Raw genomic sequence first — 16,618 nt, 5'->3', positions numbered from 1 at the left:
GAGAAGCCCTCGCTTCGACGTTTCGCTCAGAGACAATGCAGAGGCCGCCCGGTTGTTCCGGGCGGCCTCTGCGGTCAAATCGGCGATGGGGTCTATTCGGCGGCTTTCGGAAAGGCGATTTCCGGTTCGTCGCCTGCTTCCTGGCCAGGCCTGTCGGTCGGCGAAACCGTTCCCTTGCCGCGCCGGAACAGCCGGCGGAAAAACGCATAGAAGCGGCTGTTCTTGCTGCGCGTGAAAATCATCAGCATCGACGGCGTCACCACCAGCGTCAGCAAGGTGGCGAAGGACAGGCCGAAGACGATCGCCGAGGACAGCGAAATCCACCATTGCGTCGACGGCGCGTTGATCGTCGTCTCGTGATGGAAGATTTCCAGCCCAAGGCCGAAGGCGATCGGCAACACGCCGAGGATCGCCGACACCGCCGTCAGCACCACCGGCCGGGCGCGCTCGCGGCAGGTCTGCAGCACCGCGTCCATCTTGTCCCAGCCTTCTTCGCGCAGCCGGTCATAGGTGTCGATCAGCACGATGTTGTTGTTCACCACCACGCCGGCCAGAGCGATGACGCCAATGCCCGACATGACGATGCCGAAGGTCTCGCCTGTGATCAGCAGCCCCAGGAACACGCCAACCGTCGCCATGACCACGCAGGACAGCACCATCAGCACGCTGGTGAATTTGTTGAACTGCATCAGCAGCACCAGGAAGATCAGGAAGATCGCCGCCCCGAAGGCCTTGCCAAGGAAGGCGCTGGCCTCGGCGCTGTCTTCGTTCGAGCCGGCCAGCTTCCAACGTATGCCGCTGCCGAGATCCATCCCGGAGACGGCCTTGGTGACCTCCGCCTGCACGGCCGCGACTTGGGCGCTTGCGGCAACGTTTGCCTGGACGACCACCGTGCGCGCGCCGTCGATACGGTTGAGGATACCAACCGTCGGCTCCGGCTTGCGCACGACGAAATTCGAGATCGGCACCGAGCCTTGCGAGGTCTGCACCCTGAGCTCGTCGAGCGTCGACAGCGTGCGCCGGTCTTCCGGCAGACGCAGCCTGATGTCGACGGCGTCGTCGGCGCCGGCAGGCCGGTATTCCGAAAGCTTCAGCCCGTTGGTCACCAGTTGCACCACTGTGCCGACAGCGGTTGGGCTGATGCCATATTGCGCTGCCTTGGCACGGTCGACCTCGAGCGCCCAGTCGACGCCGGGCGGCGGGAGGCCGTCGGAAATGTCGATGACGCCAGGCACCTTGCCGATGCGTGCCGCAACCGCGCGCGCTTTGTCGTCGAGCCCCTTGGGGTCGACGGCCGAAAGCCTGATCTGGATCGGCTTGCCGGTCGGCGGACCGGCCTCCGGCACGCGCACCTCGACATCGACGCCGGGAATGCCGGCCATGACGCCCCGCAAATCGTTCAGGATCTGGTTCGCCGACTTGCGCTCGCGCCAATCTATGAATTCGTACTGGATGACGCCGACGACGTCTTCAGGGACATCCTGGCCGCCGCCTTGTGTCTTGCCGACGCGGGTGTAGACCGACTTGATGCCGGGCCAGCCGAGCATCCTGTTTTCGGCAATCTTGGTCGCCGTATCCATTTCGGCCAGCGAAAGGTTGCCGCGCGCGTGCACGTAGAGCAGGCCGTAGTCGGGCTCGACACTGGGGAAGAATTCGACACCGGCGCCATATTTCGAATAGGCAAAGCCGACGCCGAACAGCAGAGCGACCGTCAGCAAAACCACCGTAATCGGAAACCGCACCGCCTGCTTGACGATCGCCATGTACCAGCCGTCGCGATTATCATCCTCATGATGCTCCGGCGCCTTGGCGAAGATCGCCCCCAGCGTCGGCGCGAACACCAGCGCATAGAGCATCGAGGCCGATAGCGTGACGATCAGGGTGATCGGCATGTACTTCATGAAGTCGCCGATGATGCCCGGCCAGAACAGCAGTGGCGAGAAGGCGGCTATGCGCGTCATCGTCGCGGCAATGACCGGACCGGCCATGCGCTTGGCGGCCAATGCGAAGGCTTCCGCCTTCGGCATGCCTTCGCTCATCCGCCGTTCGGCGAACTCGGTGACGATGATGGCATCGTCGACCAGCATGCCGACAGCCAGGATCAGGCTGAACAGCACGATCATGTTGATCGTGTAGCCCATCATCGCCAGCAGCAGGATGCCGATCAGGAAAGACGACGGAATGGCCAGGCCGATCAGCAGCGAGGCACGACCCGACAGCGCGTAGAGGATGACGATGAACACCAGGATGACGGCGATCATGACGTGGTTCTGCAGATCGCCGAGCAACTGGTTGACGAAGACCGACTTGTCCTGCGTGTAGGTGACGTTCATGCCTTGCGGCATCGTCTTGACGTAGGCGTCGGACACCTCCCTCACCTTGGCGAGCGTGTCGATCAGATTGGCGCCGATGCGCTTCTTGACTTCGATGGCGATGGCCGGCTTGCCATTGAGGCGCGTGATCGTCGTGGCATCGGCGAAGGTCGAGCGGATCGTCGCGATGTCCTTGGCCTGCACCACGGCATTGGGGCCGGCGACCACGGGCAAGGCCGCCACGTCCTCGGGCGTCTCGATCAGTGACGGCACCTTGACGGCGTATTTGCCTTCCGAGCCTTCGATATTGCCGGCGGCGACCAGGCTGTTGGAGGCACCGACAGCGCCGATCAGCTGATCGAGTTGCAACCCGTAGGACGACAGTTTCATCGGATCGATGACGACTTCGACAAGATCGTCGCGCGAACCCTGCAACGAGCCCTCCAGGACGCCTGGCACTTCCTCGATACGGTCGCGCAGTTCGCGCGCGGCGGCGGTCAGCACGCGTTCGGGCAATTCGCCCGACAGGGTGACGACGAGGACGGGGAATTCGGAGATGTTGACTTCGGTAACGACCGGCTCTTCGGCCGCCTGCGGCAGGTCGGCCTTGCCGTCCTGGACCTTGGAGCGCGTGTCCTGCAAGGCCGTCGCCAGATTTGTCTGCGGCTGGAACTCGACCAGCACATAGCCGCCGCCCTGGAAGGCGGCCGAGCGCATTTCCTTGAGGCCTTTCAGGCTCTTCAGCTTGCTTTCCATCGGCCGCAGCAGAAGGCGCTCCGAATCCTCAGGCGAAATGCCCTGATAGATCAGGCTGATATACATCATCGGAATCGGAACGTCGGGCTCGGCTTCCTTCGGCGTCGACTGATAGGCGACCCAGCCGGCGAGCAGCAGGAAGACCAGCACCGAGATGGTCAGGCGGGCATTGTTGATTGCGAGTCTGACGATATCCATGGCTAACGCCTGTTCTTGAATTTCACGAGCTGCGTCGCAGCCAAGTGTCCCTGCCCGGGGTCTGTCCGCCGTACCCCATGCTACTGCGTGCCGGCGGTCGCTTCGCCCAGCAGTTTCTGGATGGTTGCCTGGTCGGCTTCGACCGGCTTGACCTCATCGCCTTCCTTCACCAGTTCCTGGCCGGCAACGATGATGCGCGCATCGGCAGGGATGCCGCCAAGCACCAGGCCGGTCGGCGTGTCGTCGACGAGGTCGATGGGGAAGAACGCAACCTTGTTGTCCTTGCCGACGGCACGGATGCCGAGGTCGCCCTTGTCGCCGAGCGTCACCACCGAGCGCGGCAGCAGCACCGCATCGGTCGGCAGCGCGCTGAGTGCGATTTCCGCCGTCATGCCGGCCGGCACGGAGCCGTCGGCATTGGGGACGGCAACCTCGACGCGGAAGGTGCGGGTCGCCGAAGAGGCGTCGCGGCTGATGTAGCGCACGGTGCCTTCGACGGTCTGGCCGCTGACCAGCCGTATGGTGGCCTTATCCCCGAGTTTTAGGTAGCCGAGATCGCGCTCGCTGACTTCGCCGCGGGCAATCACCGGATCGAGCTTGAGGATGGTTGCCACCTCGCCGCCCTGCATGATGGAACTGCCAAGTTCCACCGGCACCCGGTCGATGACGCCGTCGAAAGGCGCCTTCACCTCGTTGCGGTCGAGTTCGGCCTGTGCCGTTTCCAGTTGCGACTGCGCCGAGGTCAGGTTCGAGCGCGCAGTGTCGAGCTGCAGCTTCGGCAGATTGCCGGTCTTCATCAGCCGCAAGGCTGCGTCCAACTCGGCCTGGCGCTGCACCACCAACTGCTTGGCGTTGTCGACCATCGAGATCTTTTCTTCCGCCGCAAGCATCAGCACCAGATCCCCCGTCTTGACGTGATCGCCTTGCTTGACAGGCAGCTTGTCGATGACACCGGCGACGCGCGTCGCCAGCACCGCCCGCTTGTCGGCTTCGGTCAGCCCGGAAATGCGGATGGCGCGTGCATAGGTCTTGCGTGGCGGCGTCACCACCGCAACGGTGCGCAGCGGTGCCTTCGGCTCGGCTTCAGCCGTCTTCGGCTTGGCCCCGTCCGGCGCCTTGGCCTGTTCGGCTTCGGCTGCCTTGGCTTTGTTGGCGGCTACGCTGCCGACCGACGAAAACTCGCCTGTCGCCATCCACGCCGCGAAACCAATGAGCACAACAATGGCTGCAAGCTTGTGAAACCTGATTCTCGGCATCGTCGTTGTTTTCCACTGCGGGTTCGGCCAGCGTCCTCATAACGCGGGCGCGTCGCCGATATGGGTGCGCGCCAAGCCGTGTTCAATTTGCCGTGATCGGCGAAGCGCGCTTCTACATCAAAGTTGCACCGCAATATAGTCTGAAAGTTGCAAGATCATTGCCCCGGCGGACAAGATGCGCCCGCCGCGGCCCAGTCTTCGATCGCTTGATAGGTCGCTTCGGCAGAGCCCGGAGCCGGTTCACGATCCGGCCCCGGCGCCCAGCCCCAGGCGACCAATCTGTCGTCGCGAACATGCAGCGCGATGTCCTTCAAGCTGCGGTTGCCATTGCGCAGGGGATCCTTGATCTGGGCGCAGATTTCGGCCGAGGATTTGCCGTACCAGGCCATCTCGGCCGGCGCCAGATGCCAGTTCTCGGCCCCGGGCGGCCCGTGCAATGCCTTGGAATTGCTGGAGAAATGGCAAGTCGTGCAGCGCAGGCCCGGATTGCCGAAGCCCGACCCGTCAGCACCGCGCTGGACATTGAAGGCGTGAACGCGCGTACCGCGATAGTGCGCACCCGACCATCGCGGCCGGTCGTCCGCGACATGACAGTCGGCGCAGCGCGGATGCGAGAACACCGCATAGACCTTGTCCCATTCGGACAGGCCTTTCGCCGCGTCGACGGTCGCCGGCGCCGGCGTCTGGCTCTCTTGCGCAATTGCAAACGGCGCTGCGAGCACGAGCATGGCAGCAGGCGTCAGCATGATGAGGAGCTTCTTCATGCGAAGGCCACCGTTTTCGACAGCGGCAGCGTGCGGATGCGCTTTCCGGTGAGCGCGAAGATGGCGTTGGCGAGTGCTGGAGCCGCCGGCGGTGTGCCGATCTCGCCGACGCCGCCCATCTTGTGAAAATTTTCCAGGATGGCGACTTCGAAGACCGGGCACTGGAAGATCCGCATGGCATCGAAATCGTGGAAGTTCGACTGTTCGACCATGCCGTCGGCGAAGGTGATTTCCTGACCCATCGCCGCCGAAAGGCCGTAGATGGCGGCGGAAATCAACTGCGCCTCGATGATGCCGGGATCGAGCGCGGTGCCGACATCGGCGGCGATCCACACCTTCTCGATGCGGATGCCGGCCGGCGTGTCCGCCACCTGAACGATCTCGCCGACCCAACTGCCGAAGGACAGCGTGAAGGCCATGCCCTTGGCCTTGCCGGCGGGCAGCGCCTCGCCCCATTTCGCCATCGCGGCGACTTTCTCGACCACCTTCACCGCCGAGGGATAGGCGGCCATCAGTCTCTTGCGCATCTCGACCGGATCGATTTTTCCGGCGACCGCGATCTCGTCCATGAAGCCCTCATGGAAGAAGCCGTTGACCGAACTGCCGACCGAACGCCAGGAGCCGACAGGGATGGAGACCGGCGCCGCGATACCCCTGACCCGGTAATTCGGGATCGTGTAGGGCTGGTCATAGGCGCCGTCGAAAATGGTCTTGTCGGGACCGAGCGGCGATATCGAGGGAAACAGCCGGCGCAACGTGCCGGCGATCACCGATGGCGAGGCCATCTTCATGTCGACCGCGATCGGCATGCCACCGTCACCGAGCCGCGCCTGGAACTTGCCGATAGCAGCCGGCCGGTAGGCGTCGTGGCGCATGTCTTCTTCACGCGTCCAGGTCACCTTGATCGGGCGTCCGCCCGTCTCCTTCGCCATCAGCGCGGCACACAGCGCGTAGTCCATCTCGACGCGCCGGCCGAAACCGCCGCCCATGAAGGTGGTGTGCACATTGACCTTATCCTGCTCGATGCCGACCGCGTTGGCGCAAAGCTGCCGCACTAGGGTCGGCGCCTGGTTGCCGCACCAGATGTCGAGCGCACCGTCCCTGAACTGTGCCGTGGCGTTCATCGGCTCCATCGTCGCATGCGCCAGATAGGGCACGGCATAGTCTGCCTCGATGATGCTTTCGCGCGGCGCGTCGGCAAAGGCGGTATCGACGTCGCCATTGTCGCGCATCGCCGACCCCTTGGTGGCAAGCGCCTGCTTCAGCACATCTGAAATGGCGGCGCTGCTGAGCGGATATTCAGGATCGGACCACTGGGCGTCGATCGCCTCGGCCGCCTTGAATGCTGCCCATGTATTATTCGCGATGATACCGAAGCCATGGCCGTAATTCGTCTCGAGCGGCACGATCTTGATCACCCCAGGCATTTTCTCGGCTTTGGAGAGGTCCGTCTTGACCGGCTTCGACCAGAAGCGCGGGCTCATCTTGACCGTGCCGTAGACCATCTCCGGCAGCCGGACATCGATGCCGAAGATCGGCGCCCCGGTGAGCTTTGCCAGCATGTCGATGCGCTTCTGCGGCTTTCCCAGCAGCTTCCAGTCGGCCCGGTCCTTGAGCCTGACTTCGGCCGGCGGCGCCATCGCGGCGGCAGCCGCGGCGACCGCGCCGTAGGTCAGCGATTTGCCGGACGCCTTGTGCAGGATCGAACCGTCGGCCGTTTCCAGATCGGCCGCCGCGACACCCAGTTTTTGCGCTGCCGCTGCGACCAGCATCTGCCGGGCAGCGGCACCCGCTTGCCGCATCTTGTCAAAACCGTCGCGTGTCGAAGCCGAACCGCCGGTGCCCTGCAGGGCAAGGAATTTGCCGACCACACCGAGACCGGAACGCACCGCCTGCGCGGTCATGCTTTCATCGAAGAAGGCGAACGGACCGCCCTCCTCGAGGATCGCGGCGTTGTAGTAGGCATGGGATGCCGGTCCATGCTCGACCATGACCCGGTCGAGCCCGACGTCGAGTTCCTCTGCGACCATGGCCGCAAGCGTCGTCGAAATGCCTTGCCCCATCTCGGCGCGCGGCGCGACGATGGTGATGGTGTTGTCGGCGCCGATTTTCACATAAGGGTTGAACGTCGCCTCGCCCTTGCCAAGCTCGGCCTCGAGCGGGTTCGGGAACGGCTTGCGATAGTAGTAATAGCCGACGGCAACGCCGCCAGCGACAGCGGCAGCGCCGATCAGAAACGTGCGGCGGGCGATCTTTCCGACACTGGCCATGGTCAGAGCCCCGCCGTCTTGAGCGCCGCGGCCTTTTTGATGGCCGAGCGGATTTTGGGATAGGTGCCGCAGCGGCAGAGATTGCCGCCCATGGCGTTGTCGATGTCGGCATCGCTTGGGTCGGCGACTTCATCGAGCAGCGCCACCGCGCTCATGATCTGGCCGGCCTGGCAGTAGCCGCATTGCGCGACCTGTTCCTCCAGCCATGCCTGCTGCACCGGATGCAGTCCGCCTGCCGTGCCGATGCCTTCAATAGTCGTGACAGCGCCGCTGACCTGCCCAACTGGGAGTGAGCAGGAACGCACCGGCTGACCGTCGACATGCACGGTGCAGGCGCCGCACGCGGCGATGCCGCAGCCGAATTTTGGCCCTGTCTTGCCAATGAGATCGCGCAGTGCCCACAGCAGCGGCATGTCCGGATCGGCGTCGATATCGAATGACTGACCGTCGACGGTGAGGCGCATGGGATACCCTTTGTTGTCGTCCACTGCCAAGGGCGAAGCGGCCTCCCGGCCGTTTCGCTCCGATACAGATTGACAAATTTCGTCATTTTGTCAATTAGGATTTTGCAGGATAGAATTGCTCGATGAACCAGATCGAAGACATCGCCACCGCCGATCCCAAACGCGCCCGTATTCTGGATGGCGCGATGAAGGTGTTTTTGGCCTATGGCTTCTCGCGCACCACCATGGACGACATCGCCCGTGCCGCCGACATGTCGCGCCCGGCGCTCTATCTCCTGTTCAAGAACAAGACCGACATTTTCCGCGCCATCGCCATGATGATCCTGTCGCGCTCGGTCGAGGCGGCAAGGTTTGCCCTATCCGGCGACGGCCCTTTCACCGAGCGCATGATGCGAGCCATCGATGAGGCCTTTATCTCGATGATGAGCGCGGTCGTTGCCTCGCCGCACGGCGCCGAATTGCTGGACATGAAATCGAGCCTTGGCGATCTGGTGGGCTGCTGGCGCGGCGGGCTTGGCCAACACATCGGCGCCGCGATAGAGGGCGAGGCAGCCAGGAACGGCGTCGATCTGGCGGCCAGGGGCCTGTCGGCGCAACTGCTTGCCGACATGCTGCTCGACGGGCTGGAAGGCATGAAGGCGCGGATCAGAGATCCGGAAGGGCAGCGGCAGGCAGCCGCTGCCCTGATCAGGGTGATCGACCTGACCTTGAAAGCATGATTGCGGACCAATCGATGCACATCGATTGGTCGCTCAGGCGCGCCGGCGCTCCGCCTCCGGGTTCTTGCGCGCCGCAAGAAATTCCTTGACCCGCCGGCCGGGTGCCGGACCGCGCACCGGCTTGTAGCCGTCATCCAGTTCGCCGGAGAGATCGAGCGTCGGTCGCTTGCCGACGGCGTCGTAATTCTCTTCCAGCCAGTCGCTGGCGGCGGTGCGGCCGAGATCTCTGAGATAGGTCAGGAACGCCCATTCGGCATTGGCCTTCGAGGACGCCGACAGGTCCTTGAACGCCTCGTCGGCATCGATGCGGTGCATGCGGATGTCGCGGTACTCGCCATGCGGCAGACGGCCGGCGGCGATCAGCTCCTTGACGAAGGCAATCGAGCGGAATTCGCGCAGCAGCCCGGCGTTGAAGGTGATCTCGTCGATGCGGTTCTGGATCTCGTTGGCGCTTCTTGGTGTTCCCTCGCGCACCACCGGATTGATCTGCACCAGAAGCACGTCCTCGGTCGCAGCCGTCTTGAAGAACGGATAAAGCGCCGGATTGCCGCCATAGCCGCCATCCCAATAGGGCACGCCCTTGATCTCGACGGCGCGGAACAATTGCGGCAGGCAGGCCGAGGCCATCACCGTATCGAGGTCGATCTCGCCGTCGGAAAACACGCGCAACTGTCCGGTCTCGACATTGGTCGCCGAGATGAACAGTTCCATCGACTTGCAGGCGCGGACGTTCTCGAAATCGATCTCCTGCTGCACCACGTCGCGCAGCGGATTGAGGCCGAGTGGGTTGGCGACATAGGGCGAGAACACCCGCGACATGGTGTCGAAGAAGAGATAGCCGGGCGTGTTCTCGATCGACCAGTTGCCCCAGGCGACGTCCCACGGCATGCGCTGCACCGGGCTGAACCGCCCCTTGGCCGCCACCGCGCGCCAGAAATCGTCAAGTTTTTGCCGCGCGCCTTCGACACCGCCGCGCACATATCCATCGGCCAGCGCCACCGCGTTCATGGCGCCGGCGCTGGTGCCGGACACTGCTGATATCTCCAGCCGTCCGTCCTCCAGCAGCCGGTCGAGCACACCCCAGGAAAAGGCCCCGTGTGAGCCGCCGCCCTGAAGCGCTACGTTGATCTTCTTCGTCTCCTCCGCCTTGCCGTTCTTGGTCATGGCGTCGTCCTTGATCTATCCCTTTGGGTGGATGAGAGAGTTTTGCGCCTCACGCGGCGGTCCAGCCGCCGTCGACCGACAGTTGCGTGCCGTTGACCTGCGCCGCCGCGTCCGAGCACAGGAACACCGCCGCTGCCGCGATCTGCTCCACCGTGACGAATTCCTTGGTCGGCTGCTTGTCCAGCATGACCTCACGGATGACGGTCTCGCGGTCCATCTGATGGGCTTTCATCTGGTCGGGGATCTGCGCCTCGACCAGCGGCGTCAGCACATAGCCGGGACAGATGGCGTTGCAGGTGATTTTTTCGCGCGCCAGTTCGAGCGCAACGGTTTTGGTCAATCCCATGATGCCGTGCTTGGCCGAGACATAGGCCGATTTGAACGGTGACGCGACCAGGCCATGCGCCGAGGCGATGTTGACGATCCGGCCGCCGCCGGCCTTTTTCATCAGCGGGATGGCGGCCGCGATGGTGTGGAACGCCGACGACAGGTTGATGGCAATGATGGCGTCCCATTTCTCGATCGGAAACTCTTCCACCGGCGCGACATGCTGGATGCCTGCATTGTTGACGAGAATATCGACCGAACCGAATGTCTCGGCCGCCTTGGCGATCAGCGCCCGGCATTCGGCCGGCTTCGACATGTCGGCCTTGATATAGGCCGTCTTCGCCTTGTGCTGTCTGGCGATCGCGTCCGCGACGGCGTGGTCGGCAGCCGTGTCGGAGAAGGAGTTGACGACGACATTATGGCCTTCGGCCGCCAGCGCCTGGGCGATGGCCAGGCCAATGCCCGATGTGGAGCCGGTGATGACTGCGGTTTTTCTGGCGGCCAAGGTCGAAATCCTCTGGTTGCGGCAAGAGCGATCTTATGTTGCAGTGCAGCATATATGCTCAATGCGACGCAATAACAGCGGCCAGAATTTTTCGACGAGATGAAATTTTCGTCATGAGCGGCCACACGGCCGCTCACCAGGAGGATCCTGATCGGATCGGTGTCGCTCGCCAGGCGCCGAAAGAACCTCAGGCGACCAGGTCCGGCACCGGCCCGATATAGCGCGACTGCGGTCGGATCAGCCGTCCAGTCGTCTGCTGTTCACGCGCATGCGCGATCCAGCCGGCCACGCGCCCGGCGGCAAAGACATTGCTGAAAGCTTGCGGCGGAAAGCCCGCCGCTTGCAGCACCAGCGCGGTGTAGAACTCGACATTGGTCTGCAGCGAACGCTGCGGCTTTGCGATCCTAAGCACCTCCAGCGCCGTTTGCTCGACGGTCTCCGCAAAGGCCAGCCGGCGACCGGTTTCGCCCTCGCCGCCGAGTTGCCGCACCACGGCCTTCAGCACATCGGCGCGCGGATCGCGCACACGGTAGATGCGATGGCCGAACCCCATGATGCGCCTGCCCTGCGCGATCTCGTTGCGCAGCCAGCCGGCGGCATCGCCATGCGCCTGGATCGCATCCAGCATCTCGATGACGGGGCCAGGCGCGCCACCATGCAGCGGCCCTTTGAGCGCGCCAAGCCCGGCCAGCAGGGACGATGTCAGGCCGGCCTGCGTGGAGGCGACCACGCGCGTCGCAAAGGTCGATGCGTTGAGGCCATGGTCGCAGACGGTCACCAGATAGGTGTCGAGCGCTTTTGTGAGCGCCGGCGAGGCGACGCGGCCGCTCAGCATCCTCAGCATGTCGGCGGCATGATCGGTGCGGCTGTCCGGCGCGATCGGCTGCTCGCCGCGCCGCAGGCGCAGCAGCGCCGGCGTCAGCGCGGCGGGCGCCGCGATCAGCAGCAAGGCGTCGGTCAAGGTCTCGCCATCCGGCAGCTGCGCGATGCCGGCGCGCATGGCGCTGTAGACATCGAGCGGCGCCAGCAAAGGCAGCGAGGGCAAGAGCCGTTCGAACACGTCCGCACGCGCCTGTCCCAGCGCCCGCGTCAGTTGCGCATCATCGGGAAGGTCGTTGAAGAAGCCGTCGAGCAGCAGCCTAACCACCTGGGCATAGTTCCAACGGCCGGCCAGTTCCGGCAGCGAATGACCTCGGATCGTCAGACGGCCGCCAAGACCATCCACATCGGAAAGCACGGTTTCCGCCGCCACCACATCATCGAGCCCATTCGCCATAGCCTGTCTCCTTGAAGCATTTCCGGATCGGAGATAGAGATGGGCAACGTTTCCATCAATCTTGATCAATAGAATCAATATCAGGACTCGATATGTCCGAGTGGTTGTCCCGGGAAGAGGCGCTGGAGAGGCTCAAGGTGCGGGCGCAGACGCTGTACGCCTATGTCAGCCGTGGGCGCATCGGCATGCGGCCCGACCGCGCCGATCCGCGCCGCAGCCAGTACCGCGCTGACGATATTGCCGCACTGGCGACCCGCCGGGCGCGCGGCCGCAGCCCGTCAGTCATCGCCGAAAGCGCCATCGCCTGGGGCGAGCCCTCGATCGTAACGGCGATTTCGACCGTCTCGCACGGTCGGCTCATCTATCGCGGGCAGGACGCCGCAGTGCTCTCCGGGCACGCCACACTGGAAGAAGCCGCCGCCGTTCTGTGGGCTCTGCCGAAACCGGTGGCTTTCGAAGCAGCGTCGCCGGACGCACCCCATCAAGCTGGCCGAGCCTCGGCCTTTGCGCAACTTGCCGTGCTTGCCGGCCAGGGGCGCCCGTCGCTCGGGCGCAGCGCCGCCTCGCTGCATGCCGATGCCGCGCACGCGGTCGGCGTGCTGGCCGCCGCGCTGGGCGCACCGGCGGGATCAAATCCCGTCCATCAGCGGCTTGCGCAGGACTGGTCGGTGGATGCCGGCCGCGCCGATGCGATCCGCCGTGCGCTTGTCCTGCTTGCCGATCATGAACTGAATGCGTCGACCTTCGCCGCGCGTGTCGCAGCCTCGACCGGCGCGCCGCTGGCCGCTTGCCTGCTGGCAGGGCTCGCGACGCTGTCAGGCCCGCGCCATGGCGGCGCCGGCGAGGCGGTGATGCAACTGGCCGAGGATGCGGCGCGGCATGGCGCCGATGCGACGATCCGGCGCTGGCTCAGCCATGACCGGCCGCTGCCGGGGTTCGGTCATCAGCTCTATCCTGACGGCGACCCCCGCGGGGCGGCGCTGCTGTCGGTGATCGAGGTTGACGGCACACTATCGTCGCTGCGCGACGCTGCCTTTGCGGCGACCGGCGCGCTTCCCAACATCGACTTTGGGCTGGCCGCGCTGACGCGCAGCCTAGGCTTGCCGCGCGATGCACCGTTCCGCCTGTTCGCGCTCGCACGCAGCGTCGGCTGGGCCGCGCACACGGTCGAACAGATAACAAGCGGAAGTGTCATCCGGCCGCGCGGCCGCTATGAGGGCGTGCTGGTGTAAGGTCGCAAGAACGCCAGGCGCTCAGGACATCGTGTCGAGCTTGCGCTGCATGGCCGCGATCTGGTCCTTAAGTTCCTGAAGATCGTCGGGCTTGTCAGGCGTTTCCTTCCTGGCCGGCTCGGGCGACGTCGCAGCGGCTGGCGTGGAGCCCGCAGGCGGGAACGGCGTGAACAGCCGCATCGCATTCTGGAACATTTCCATGTTGCGGCGTGTCTGTTCCTCCAGCGCCTTGATCGGCGTGGTGATCTTCATCATGTCGAGCGGCGACTTGCCGAGCGCCCCCTTCATCTGCTCGCGAAAACGCTCCTGCTCCTTGGAAAAGGCAAGCATCGACTGTTCGAGGAAGCTCGGGACGATCATCTGCATCTGGTCACCGTAATAAGCGATGAGCTGGCGCAGGAACGGGATCGGCAGCATGTTCTGCCCGTCCTTGTTCTCCAGTTCGAAGATGATCTGGGTCAACACCGGATGCGTGATGTCGTCGCCGGTCTTGGCGTCCTGGACGGTGAACTCCTCGCCCTTCTTGACCATCTCGGCGAGGTCCTCGAGCGTCACATAGGTGCTGGTGCCGGTGTTGTAGAGGCGGCGATTGGCGTATTTCTTGATGATGATCGGATCGTCTTTAGCGGCCATCTACATCCTCCCGGGGACACCGGCGCGCCTCTGAGTAAGCCGCCGATAACGATTGTGCCTTTTTTGAGGATATGCGCAAAAGCCTCACAATTCCAAGCAGTTTGTGCAGTGCGGGATCACTAAATGCTGCATGGCAGGCAAAATATGCTGCGCAGCAATGGACGAATGGCCGCCATGGCAAGGCATGGCCTGCTTGCGGCGCATGGGCGCCATGCCCATTTCCGGTTTGACTTGGGGTTGGGAAAGGGCAAGAAAAGTCCCCAACGACAGAGCAACACCGTTGAAGTCTGGAGAAGAAAATGTCCGCTTCCATCGTCATTGCCAGTGCGGCGCGCACGCCGGTCGGCTCCTTCAACGGCGCTTTCGCCGCCACCCCGGCGCATGAGCTCGGCGCCGTCGTCATCACGGAATTGCTGTCGCGTGCCGGCGTCGAACCAGGCGAGGTCGACGAGGTCATCCTCGGCCAGGTGCTGACCGCCGCGCAAGGCCAGAACCCGGCCCGCCAGGCGTCGATCAATGCCGGCCTGCCCAAGGAAACCACCGCCTGGGGCCTCAATCAGGTTTGCGGCTCGGGCCTGCGCGCCATCGCGCTCGGCATGCAGCAGATCGCCATCGGCGATGCCAAGGTGATCGTCGCCGGAGGCCAGGAATCGATGTCGCTTTCGACGCATGCCCAGCACCTGCGCGCCGGCGTCAAGATGGGCGACTTCAAGCTGATCGACACCATGATCAAGGACGGGCTGTGGGACGCCTTCAACGGTTACCACATGGGCAACACAGCCGAAAACGTCGCGCGTCAGTTCCAGATCACCCGCGAAGACCAGGACCAGTTCGCGCTCGCCTCGCAAAACAAGGCCGAGGCCGCGCAGAAGGCCGGCAAGTTCAAGGACGAGATCGTCGCCGTCACCATCAAGGGCAAGAAGGGCGACACCATCGTCGACCAGGACGAATACATCCGCCACGGCGCCACGATCGACGCCATGACCAAGCTGAAACCGGCTTTCGACAAGGACGGCACGGTAACCGCCGCCAATGCCTCCGGCATCAATGACGGCGCCGCCGGCGCGCTGCTGATGAGCGAAGCGGAAGCGGTGAGGCGCGGCATCACCCCGCTGGCGCGCATCGTGTCCTGGGCAACCGCCGGCGTCGATCCGCAGATCATGGGCACCGGACCCATTCCCGCCTCGCGCAAGGCCTTGGAAAAGGCCGGCTGGTCGGTCGGCGATCTCGACCTGGTCGAGGCCAACGAAGCCTTTGCGGCGCAGGCCTGCGCCGTCAACAAGGACATGGGCTGGGATCCCTCGATCGTCAACGTCAATGGCGGCGCCATCGCCATCGGCCATCCGATCGGTGCGTCCGGCGCTCGCGTCTTCAACACGCTGGTCTTCGAAATGCGCCGGCGCGGCGCCAAGAAGGGTCTCGCTACCCTGTGCATCGGCGGCGGCATGGGCGTCGCCATGTGTGTCGAAGCACTCTGAAGAAAGTCACTAAACGGGCGGTGCATGCATGTCGCCCAAAAGTGCGCAGCGGTTTTGGGAACACCGACATGCATAAAACCAAACATCTGAAGCGCATCGCCTGAATCTACTTCAGCGCGACGCGCTTTAGCCGCCCGTTCTGTATCCAGTGCCTGCCAAGCCCGACAACAGGGCGATATCAAAAAAGGGGAAATGCATGACCAAGGTAGCAATCGTCACAGGCGGATCGCGCGGCATCGGCGCGGCGATCTCGATCGCATTGAAGACCGTCGGCTATTCGGTTGCGGCGAACTATGCCGGCAATGACGCCGCAGCGGCGAAATTCAAGGCTGAGACCGGCATTCCGGTCTACAAATGGTCGGTCGCCGACTATGATGCCTGCGCCGCCGGCATCAAGCAGGTCGAGGCCGATCTCGGCCCGGTCTCGGTGCTGGTCAACAATGCCGGCATCACCCGCGACGCCATGTTCCACAAGATCACGCGCGAGCAGTGGAAAGAGGTCATCGACACCAACCTGTCCGGCGTCTTCAACATGACGCATCCGCTGTGGAGCGGGATGCGCGACCGCAAGTTCGGCCGCATCATCACCATCTCCTCGATCAACGGCCAGAAGGGCCAGGCCGGCCAGGTCAACTATTCCGCCGCCAAGGCCGGCGATATCGGTTTCAGCAAGGCTCTCGCCCAAGAGGGGGCGCGCGCCGGCATCACGGTCAACGTCATCTGTCCCGGCTATATCGCCACCGAGATGGTCAAGGCGATCGACGAGAAGGTGCTCAACGAGCGCATCATTCCCCAGATTCCTGTCGGCCGCCTCGGTGAGCCCGAGGAAATCGCGCGCTGCGTCGTCTTCCTCGCATCCGAAGATGCCGGCTTCATCACCGGCTCGACCATCACGGCCAATGGCGGCCAGTATTTCGCCTGACGACGGCGATGTAGGCGCAGAGATCGACGGGCCGGCGCGCCGGCCCGTTTTCGTTGGCGCCATGGTCCTTCGAAGTGACAGCACGGCTGCTGACCCAATCCGGCACGCAGAGGTTAACAGCGGCCCGGCCGGCCTGTGCGAAACCTGCTTCCAAGCCTGTGGATTCTCGGTGGATAAGCTGTTCACAACACAAGATATTGGGGTGAACAAAACGGGAAAATTCCGCTATCGCTGATTCGTCGCCGATTCGTTCCGGCTTTGAGCTGAACGTTAACGACGACAGCCTGAATCCCCTGCCAATTGCTTAACGCGGATTAAGAAAGATCAACAATTTCATAGCCT

14 protein-coding genes are annotated in these 16,618 nt (G+C 63.8%); 4 read left to right on the top strand and 10 right to left on the bottom strand.

Features of this window, described 5'->3' with window-relative positions; translation table 11 throughout:
• Positions 1-92: 92 nt before the first annotated feature.
• The 5 genes from P3C39_RS22280 to P3C39_RS22260 all read right to left on the bottom strand — a co-directional run bounded on the left by P3C39_RS22280 (position 93) and on the right by P3C39_RS22260 (position 8,020).
• On the bottom strand, positions 93-3,266 hold the full coding sequence (locus P3C39_RS22280; protein ID WP_275954369.1) for an efflux RND transporter permease subunit: 3,174 nt from the start codon (positions 3,264-3,266) through the stop codon (positions 93-95).
• A gap of 80 nt (positions 3,267-3,346) precedes the next feature.
• Positions 3,347-4,522 (bottom strand): efflux RND transporter periplasmic adaptor subunit, encoded by a 1,176-nt coding sequence (locus P3C39_RS22275; RefSeq protein ID WP_275954370.1) that lies wholly within the window; start codon positions 4,520-4,522, stop codon positions 3,347-3,349.
• A 155-nt stretch (positions 4,523-4,677) separates the two neighbouring features.
• Positions 4,678-5,286, bottom strand: coding sequence for a hypothetical protein (locus tag P3C39_RS22270; RefSeq protein ID WP_275954371.1), 609 nt, complete (start codon positions 5,284-5,286; stop codon positions 4,678-4,680).
• Positions 5,283-7,556 (bottom strand): xanthine dehydrogenase family protein molybdopterin-binding subunit, encoded by a 2,274-nt coding sequence (locus P3C39_RS22265; protein ID WP_275954372.1) that lies wholly within the window; start codon positions 7,554-7,556, stop codon positions 5,283-5,285. The genes P3C39_RS22270 and P3C39_RS22265 overlap by 4 nt, the downstream gene beginning before the upstream one ends.
• Positions 7,557-7,558: 2 nt before the next feature.
• On the bottom strand, positions 7,559-8,020 hold the full coding sequence (locus P3C39_RS22260) for a (2Fe-2S)-binding protein (RefSeq protein ID WP_013529191.1): 462 nt from the start codon (positions 8,018-8,020) through the stop codon (positions 7,559-7,561).
• A gap of 122 nt (positions 8,021-8,142) precedes the next feature.
• On the opposite strand from P3C39_RS22260, the gene P3C39_RS22255 reads away from it, so the two are divergent.
• Complete coding sequence (locus P3C39_RS22255) at positions 8,143-8,739, top strand: TetR/AcrR family transcriptional regulator (protein WP_063173230.1); 597 nt, start codon at positions 8,143-8,145, stop codon at positions 8,737-8,739.
• Between the two features lie 33 nt (positions 8,740-8,772).
• Here P3C39_RS22255 and P3C39_RS22250 read toward each other — a convergent pair whose 3' ends face one another.
• The 3 genes from P3C39_RS22250 to P3C39_RS22240 all read right to left on the bottom strand — a co-directional run bounded on the left by P3C39_RS22250 (position 8,773) and on the right by P3C39_RS22240 (position 12,011).
• Complete coding sequence (locus tag P3C39_RS22250) at positions 8,773-9,903, bottom strand: patatin-like phospholipase family protein (protein ID WP_275954373.1); 1,131 nt, start codon at positions 9,901-9,903, stop codon at positions 8,773-8,775.
• 49 nt (positions 9,904-9,952) lie between these two features.
• Positions 9,953-10,744 (bottom strand): 3-hydroxybutyrate dehydrogenase, encoded by a 792-nt coding sequence (locus P3C39_RS22245; RefSeq protein WP_063173231.1) that lies wholly within the window; start codon positions 10,742-10,744, stop codon positions 9,953-9,955.
• Positions 10,745-10,922: 178 nt separating this feature from the next.
• The gene (locus P3C39_RS22240; RefSeq protein WP_275954374.1) at positions 10,923-12,011 is read right to left on the bottom strand and encodes a citrate synthase/methylcitrate synthase; all 1,089 of its coding nucleotides are present in this window, start codon (positions 12,009-12,011) and stop codon (positions 10,923-10,925) included.
• Between the two features lie 92 nt (positions 12,012-12,103).
• Here P3C39_RS22240 and P3C39_RS22235 point away from each other — a divergent pair, with 92 nt between their 5' ends.
• On the top strand, positions 12,104-13,243 hold the full coding sequence (locus P3C39_RS22235; RefSeq protein ID WP_027162501.1) for a citrate synthase: 1,140 nt from the start codon (positions 12,104-12,106) through the stop codon (positions 13,241-13,243).
• A gap of 21 nt (positions 13,244-13,264) precedes the next feature.
• On the opposite strand, the gene phaR is transcribed toward P3C39_RS22235, so the two are convergent.
• Both phaR and P3C39_RS22225 read right to left on the bottom strand, forming a co-directional pair.
• Complete coding sequence (phaR, locus tag P3C39_RS22230) at positions 13,265-13,876, bottom strand: polyhydroxyalkanoate synthesis repressor PhaR (RefSeq protein ID WP_013529185.1); 612 nt, start codon at positions 13,874-13,876, stop codon at positions 13,265-13,267.
• A gap of 84 nt (positions 13,877-13,960) precedes the next feature.
• Positions 13,961-14,089, bottom strand: coding sequence for a hypothetical protein (locus tag P3C39_RS22225; protein WP_255337222.1), 129 nt, complete (start codon positions 14,087-14,089; stop codon positions 13,961-13,963).
• An 86-nt stretch (positions 14,090-14,175) separates the two neighbouring features.
• Here P3C39_RS22225 and P3C39_RS22220 point away from each other — a divergent pair, with 86 nt between their 5' ends.
• Complete coding sequence (locus P3C39_RS22220) at positions 14,176-15,354, top strand: acetyl-CoA C-acetyltransferase (protein ID WP_024502944.1); 1,179 nt, start codon at positions 14,176-14,178, stop codon at positions 15,352-15,354.
• A gap of 196 nt (positions 15,355-15,550) precedes the next feature.
• Positions 15,551-16,276, top strand: coding sequence for an acetoacetyl-CoA reductase (gene phbB, locus P3C39_RS22215; RefSeq protein ID WP_013529183.1), 726 nt, complete (start codon positions 15,551-15,553; stop codon positions 16,274-16,276).
• Positions 16,277-16,618 lie beyond the last annotated feature (342 nt).

Origin of the sequence: Mesorhizobium sp. XAP4, from assembly GCF_029269325.1 — a bacterium.
Classification (GTDB): domain Bacteria; phylum Pseudomonadota; class Alphaproteobacteria; order Rhizobiales; family Rhizobiaceae; genus Mesorhizobium; species Mesorhizobium ciceri.
Note: the sequence above shows the minus strand (reverse complement) of the source record. Positions and strands in the feature narration are given on the sequence as shown.

Coding starts and splice junctions, on each gene's coding strand:
- P3C39_RS22280 (WP_275954369.1), bottom strand. CDS start 3,266: ATGGATATCGTCAGACTCGCAATCAACAATGCCCGCCTGACCATCTCG.
- P3C39_RS22275 (WP_275954370.1), bottom strand. CDS start 4,522: ATGCCGAGAATCAGGTTTCACAAGCTTGCAGCCATTGTTGTGCTCATT.
- P3C39_RS22270 (WP_275954371.1), bottom strand. CDS start 5,286: ATGAAGAAGCTCCTCATCATGCTGACGCCTGCTGCCATGCTCGTGCTC.
- P3C39_RS22265 (WP_275954372.1), bottom strand. CDS start 7,556: ATGGCCAGTGTCGGAAAGATCGCCCGCCGCACGTTTCTGATCGGCGCT.
- P3C39_RS22260 (WP_013529191.1), bottom strand. CDS start 8,020: ATGCGCCTCACCGTCGACGGTCAGTCATTCGATATCGACGCCGATCCG.
- P3C39_RS22255 (WP_063173230.1), top strand. CDS start 8,143: ATGAACCAGATCGAAGACATCGCCACCGCCGATCCCAAACGCGCCCGT.
- P3C39_RS22250 (WP_275954373.1), bottom strand. CDS start 9,903: ATGACCAAGAACGGCAAGGCGGAGGAGACGAAGAAGATCAACGTAGCG.
- P3C39_RS22240 (WP_275954374.1), bottom strand. CDS start 12,011: ATGGCGAATGGGCTCGATGATGTGGTGGCGGCGGAAACCGTGCTTTCC.
- P3C39_RS22235 (WP_027162501.1), top strand. CDS start 12,104: ATGTCCGAGTGGTTGTCCCGGGAAGAGGCGCTGGAGAGGCTCAAGGTG.
- phaR (WP_013529185.1), bottom strand. CDS start 13,876: ATGGCCGCTAAAGACGATCCGATCATCATCAAGAAATACGCCAATCGC.
- P3C39_RS22225 (WP_255337222.1), bottom strand. CDS start 14,089: ATGGCGCCCATGCGCCGCAAGCAGGCCATGCCTTGCCATGGCGGCCAT.
- P3C39_RS22220 (WP_024502944.1), top strand. CDS start 14,176: ATGTCCGCTTCCATCGTCATTGCCAGTGCGGCGCGCACGCCGGTCGGC.
- phbB (WP_013529183.1), top strand. CDS start 15,551: ATGACCAAGGTAGCAATCGTCACAGGCGGATCGCGCGGCATCGGCGCG.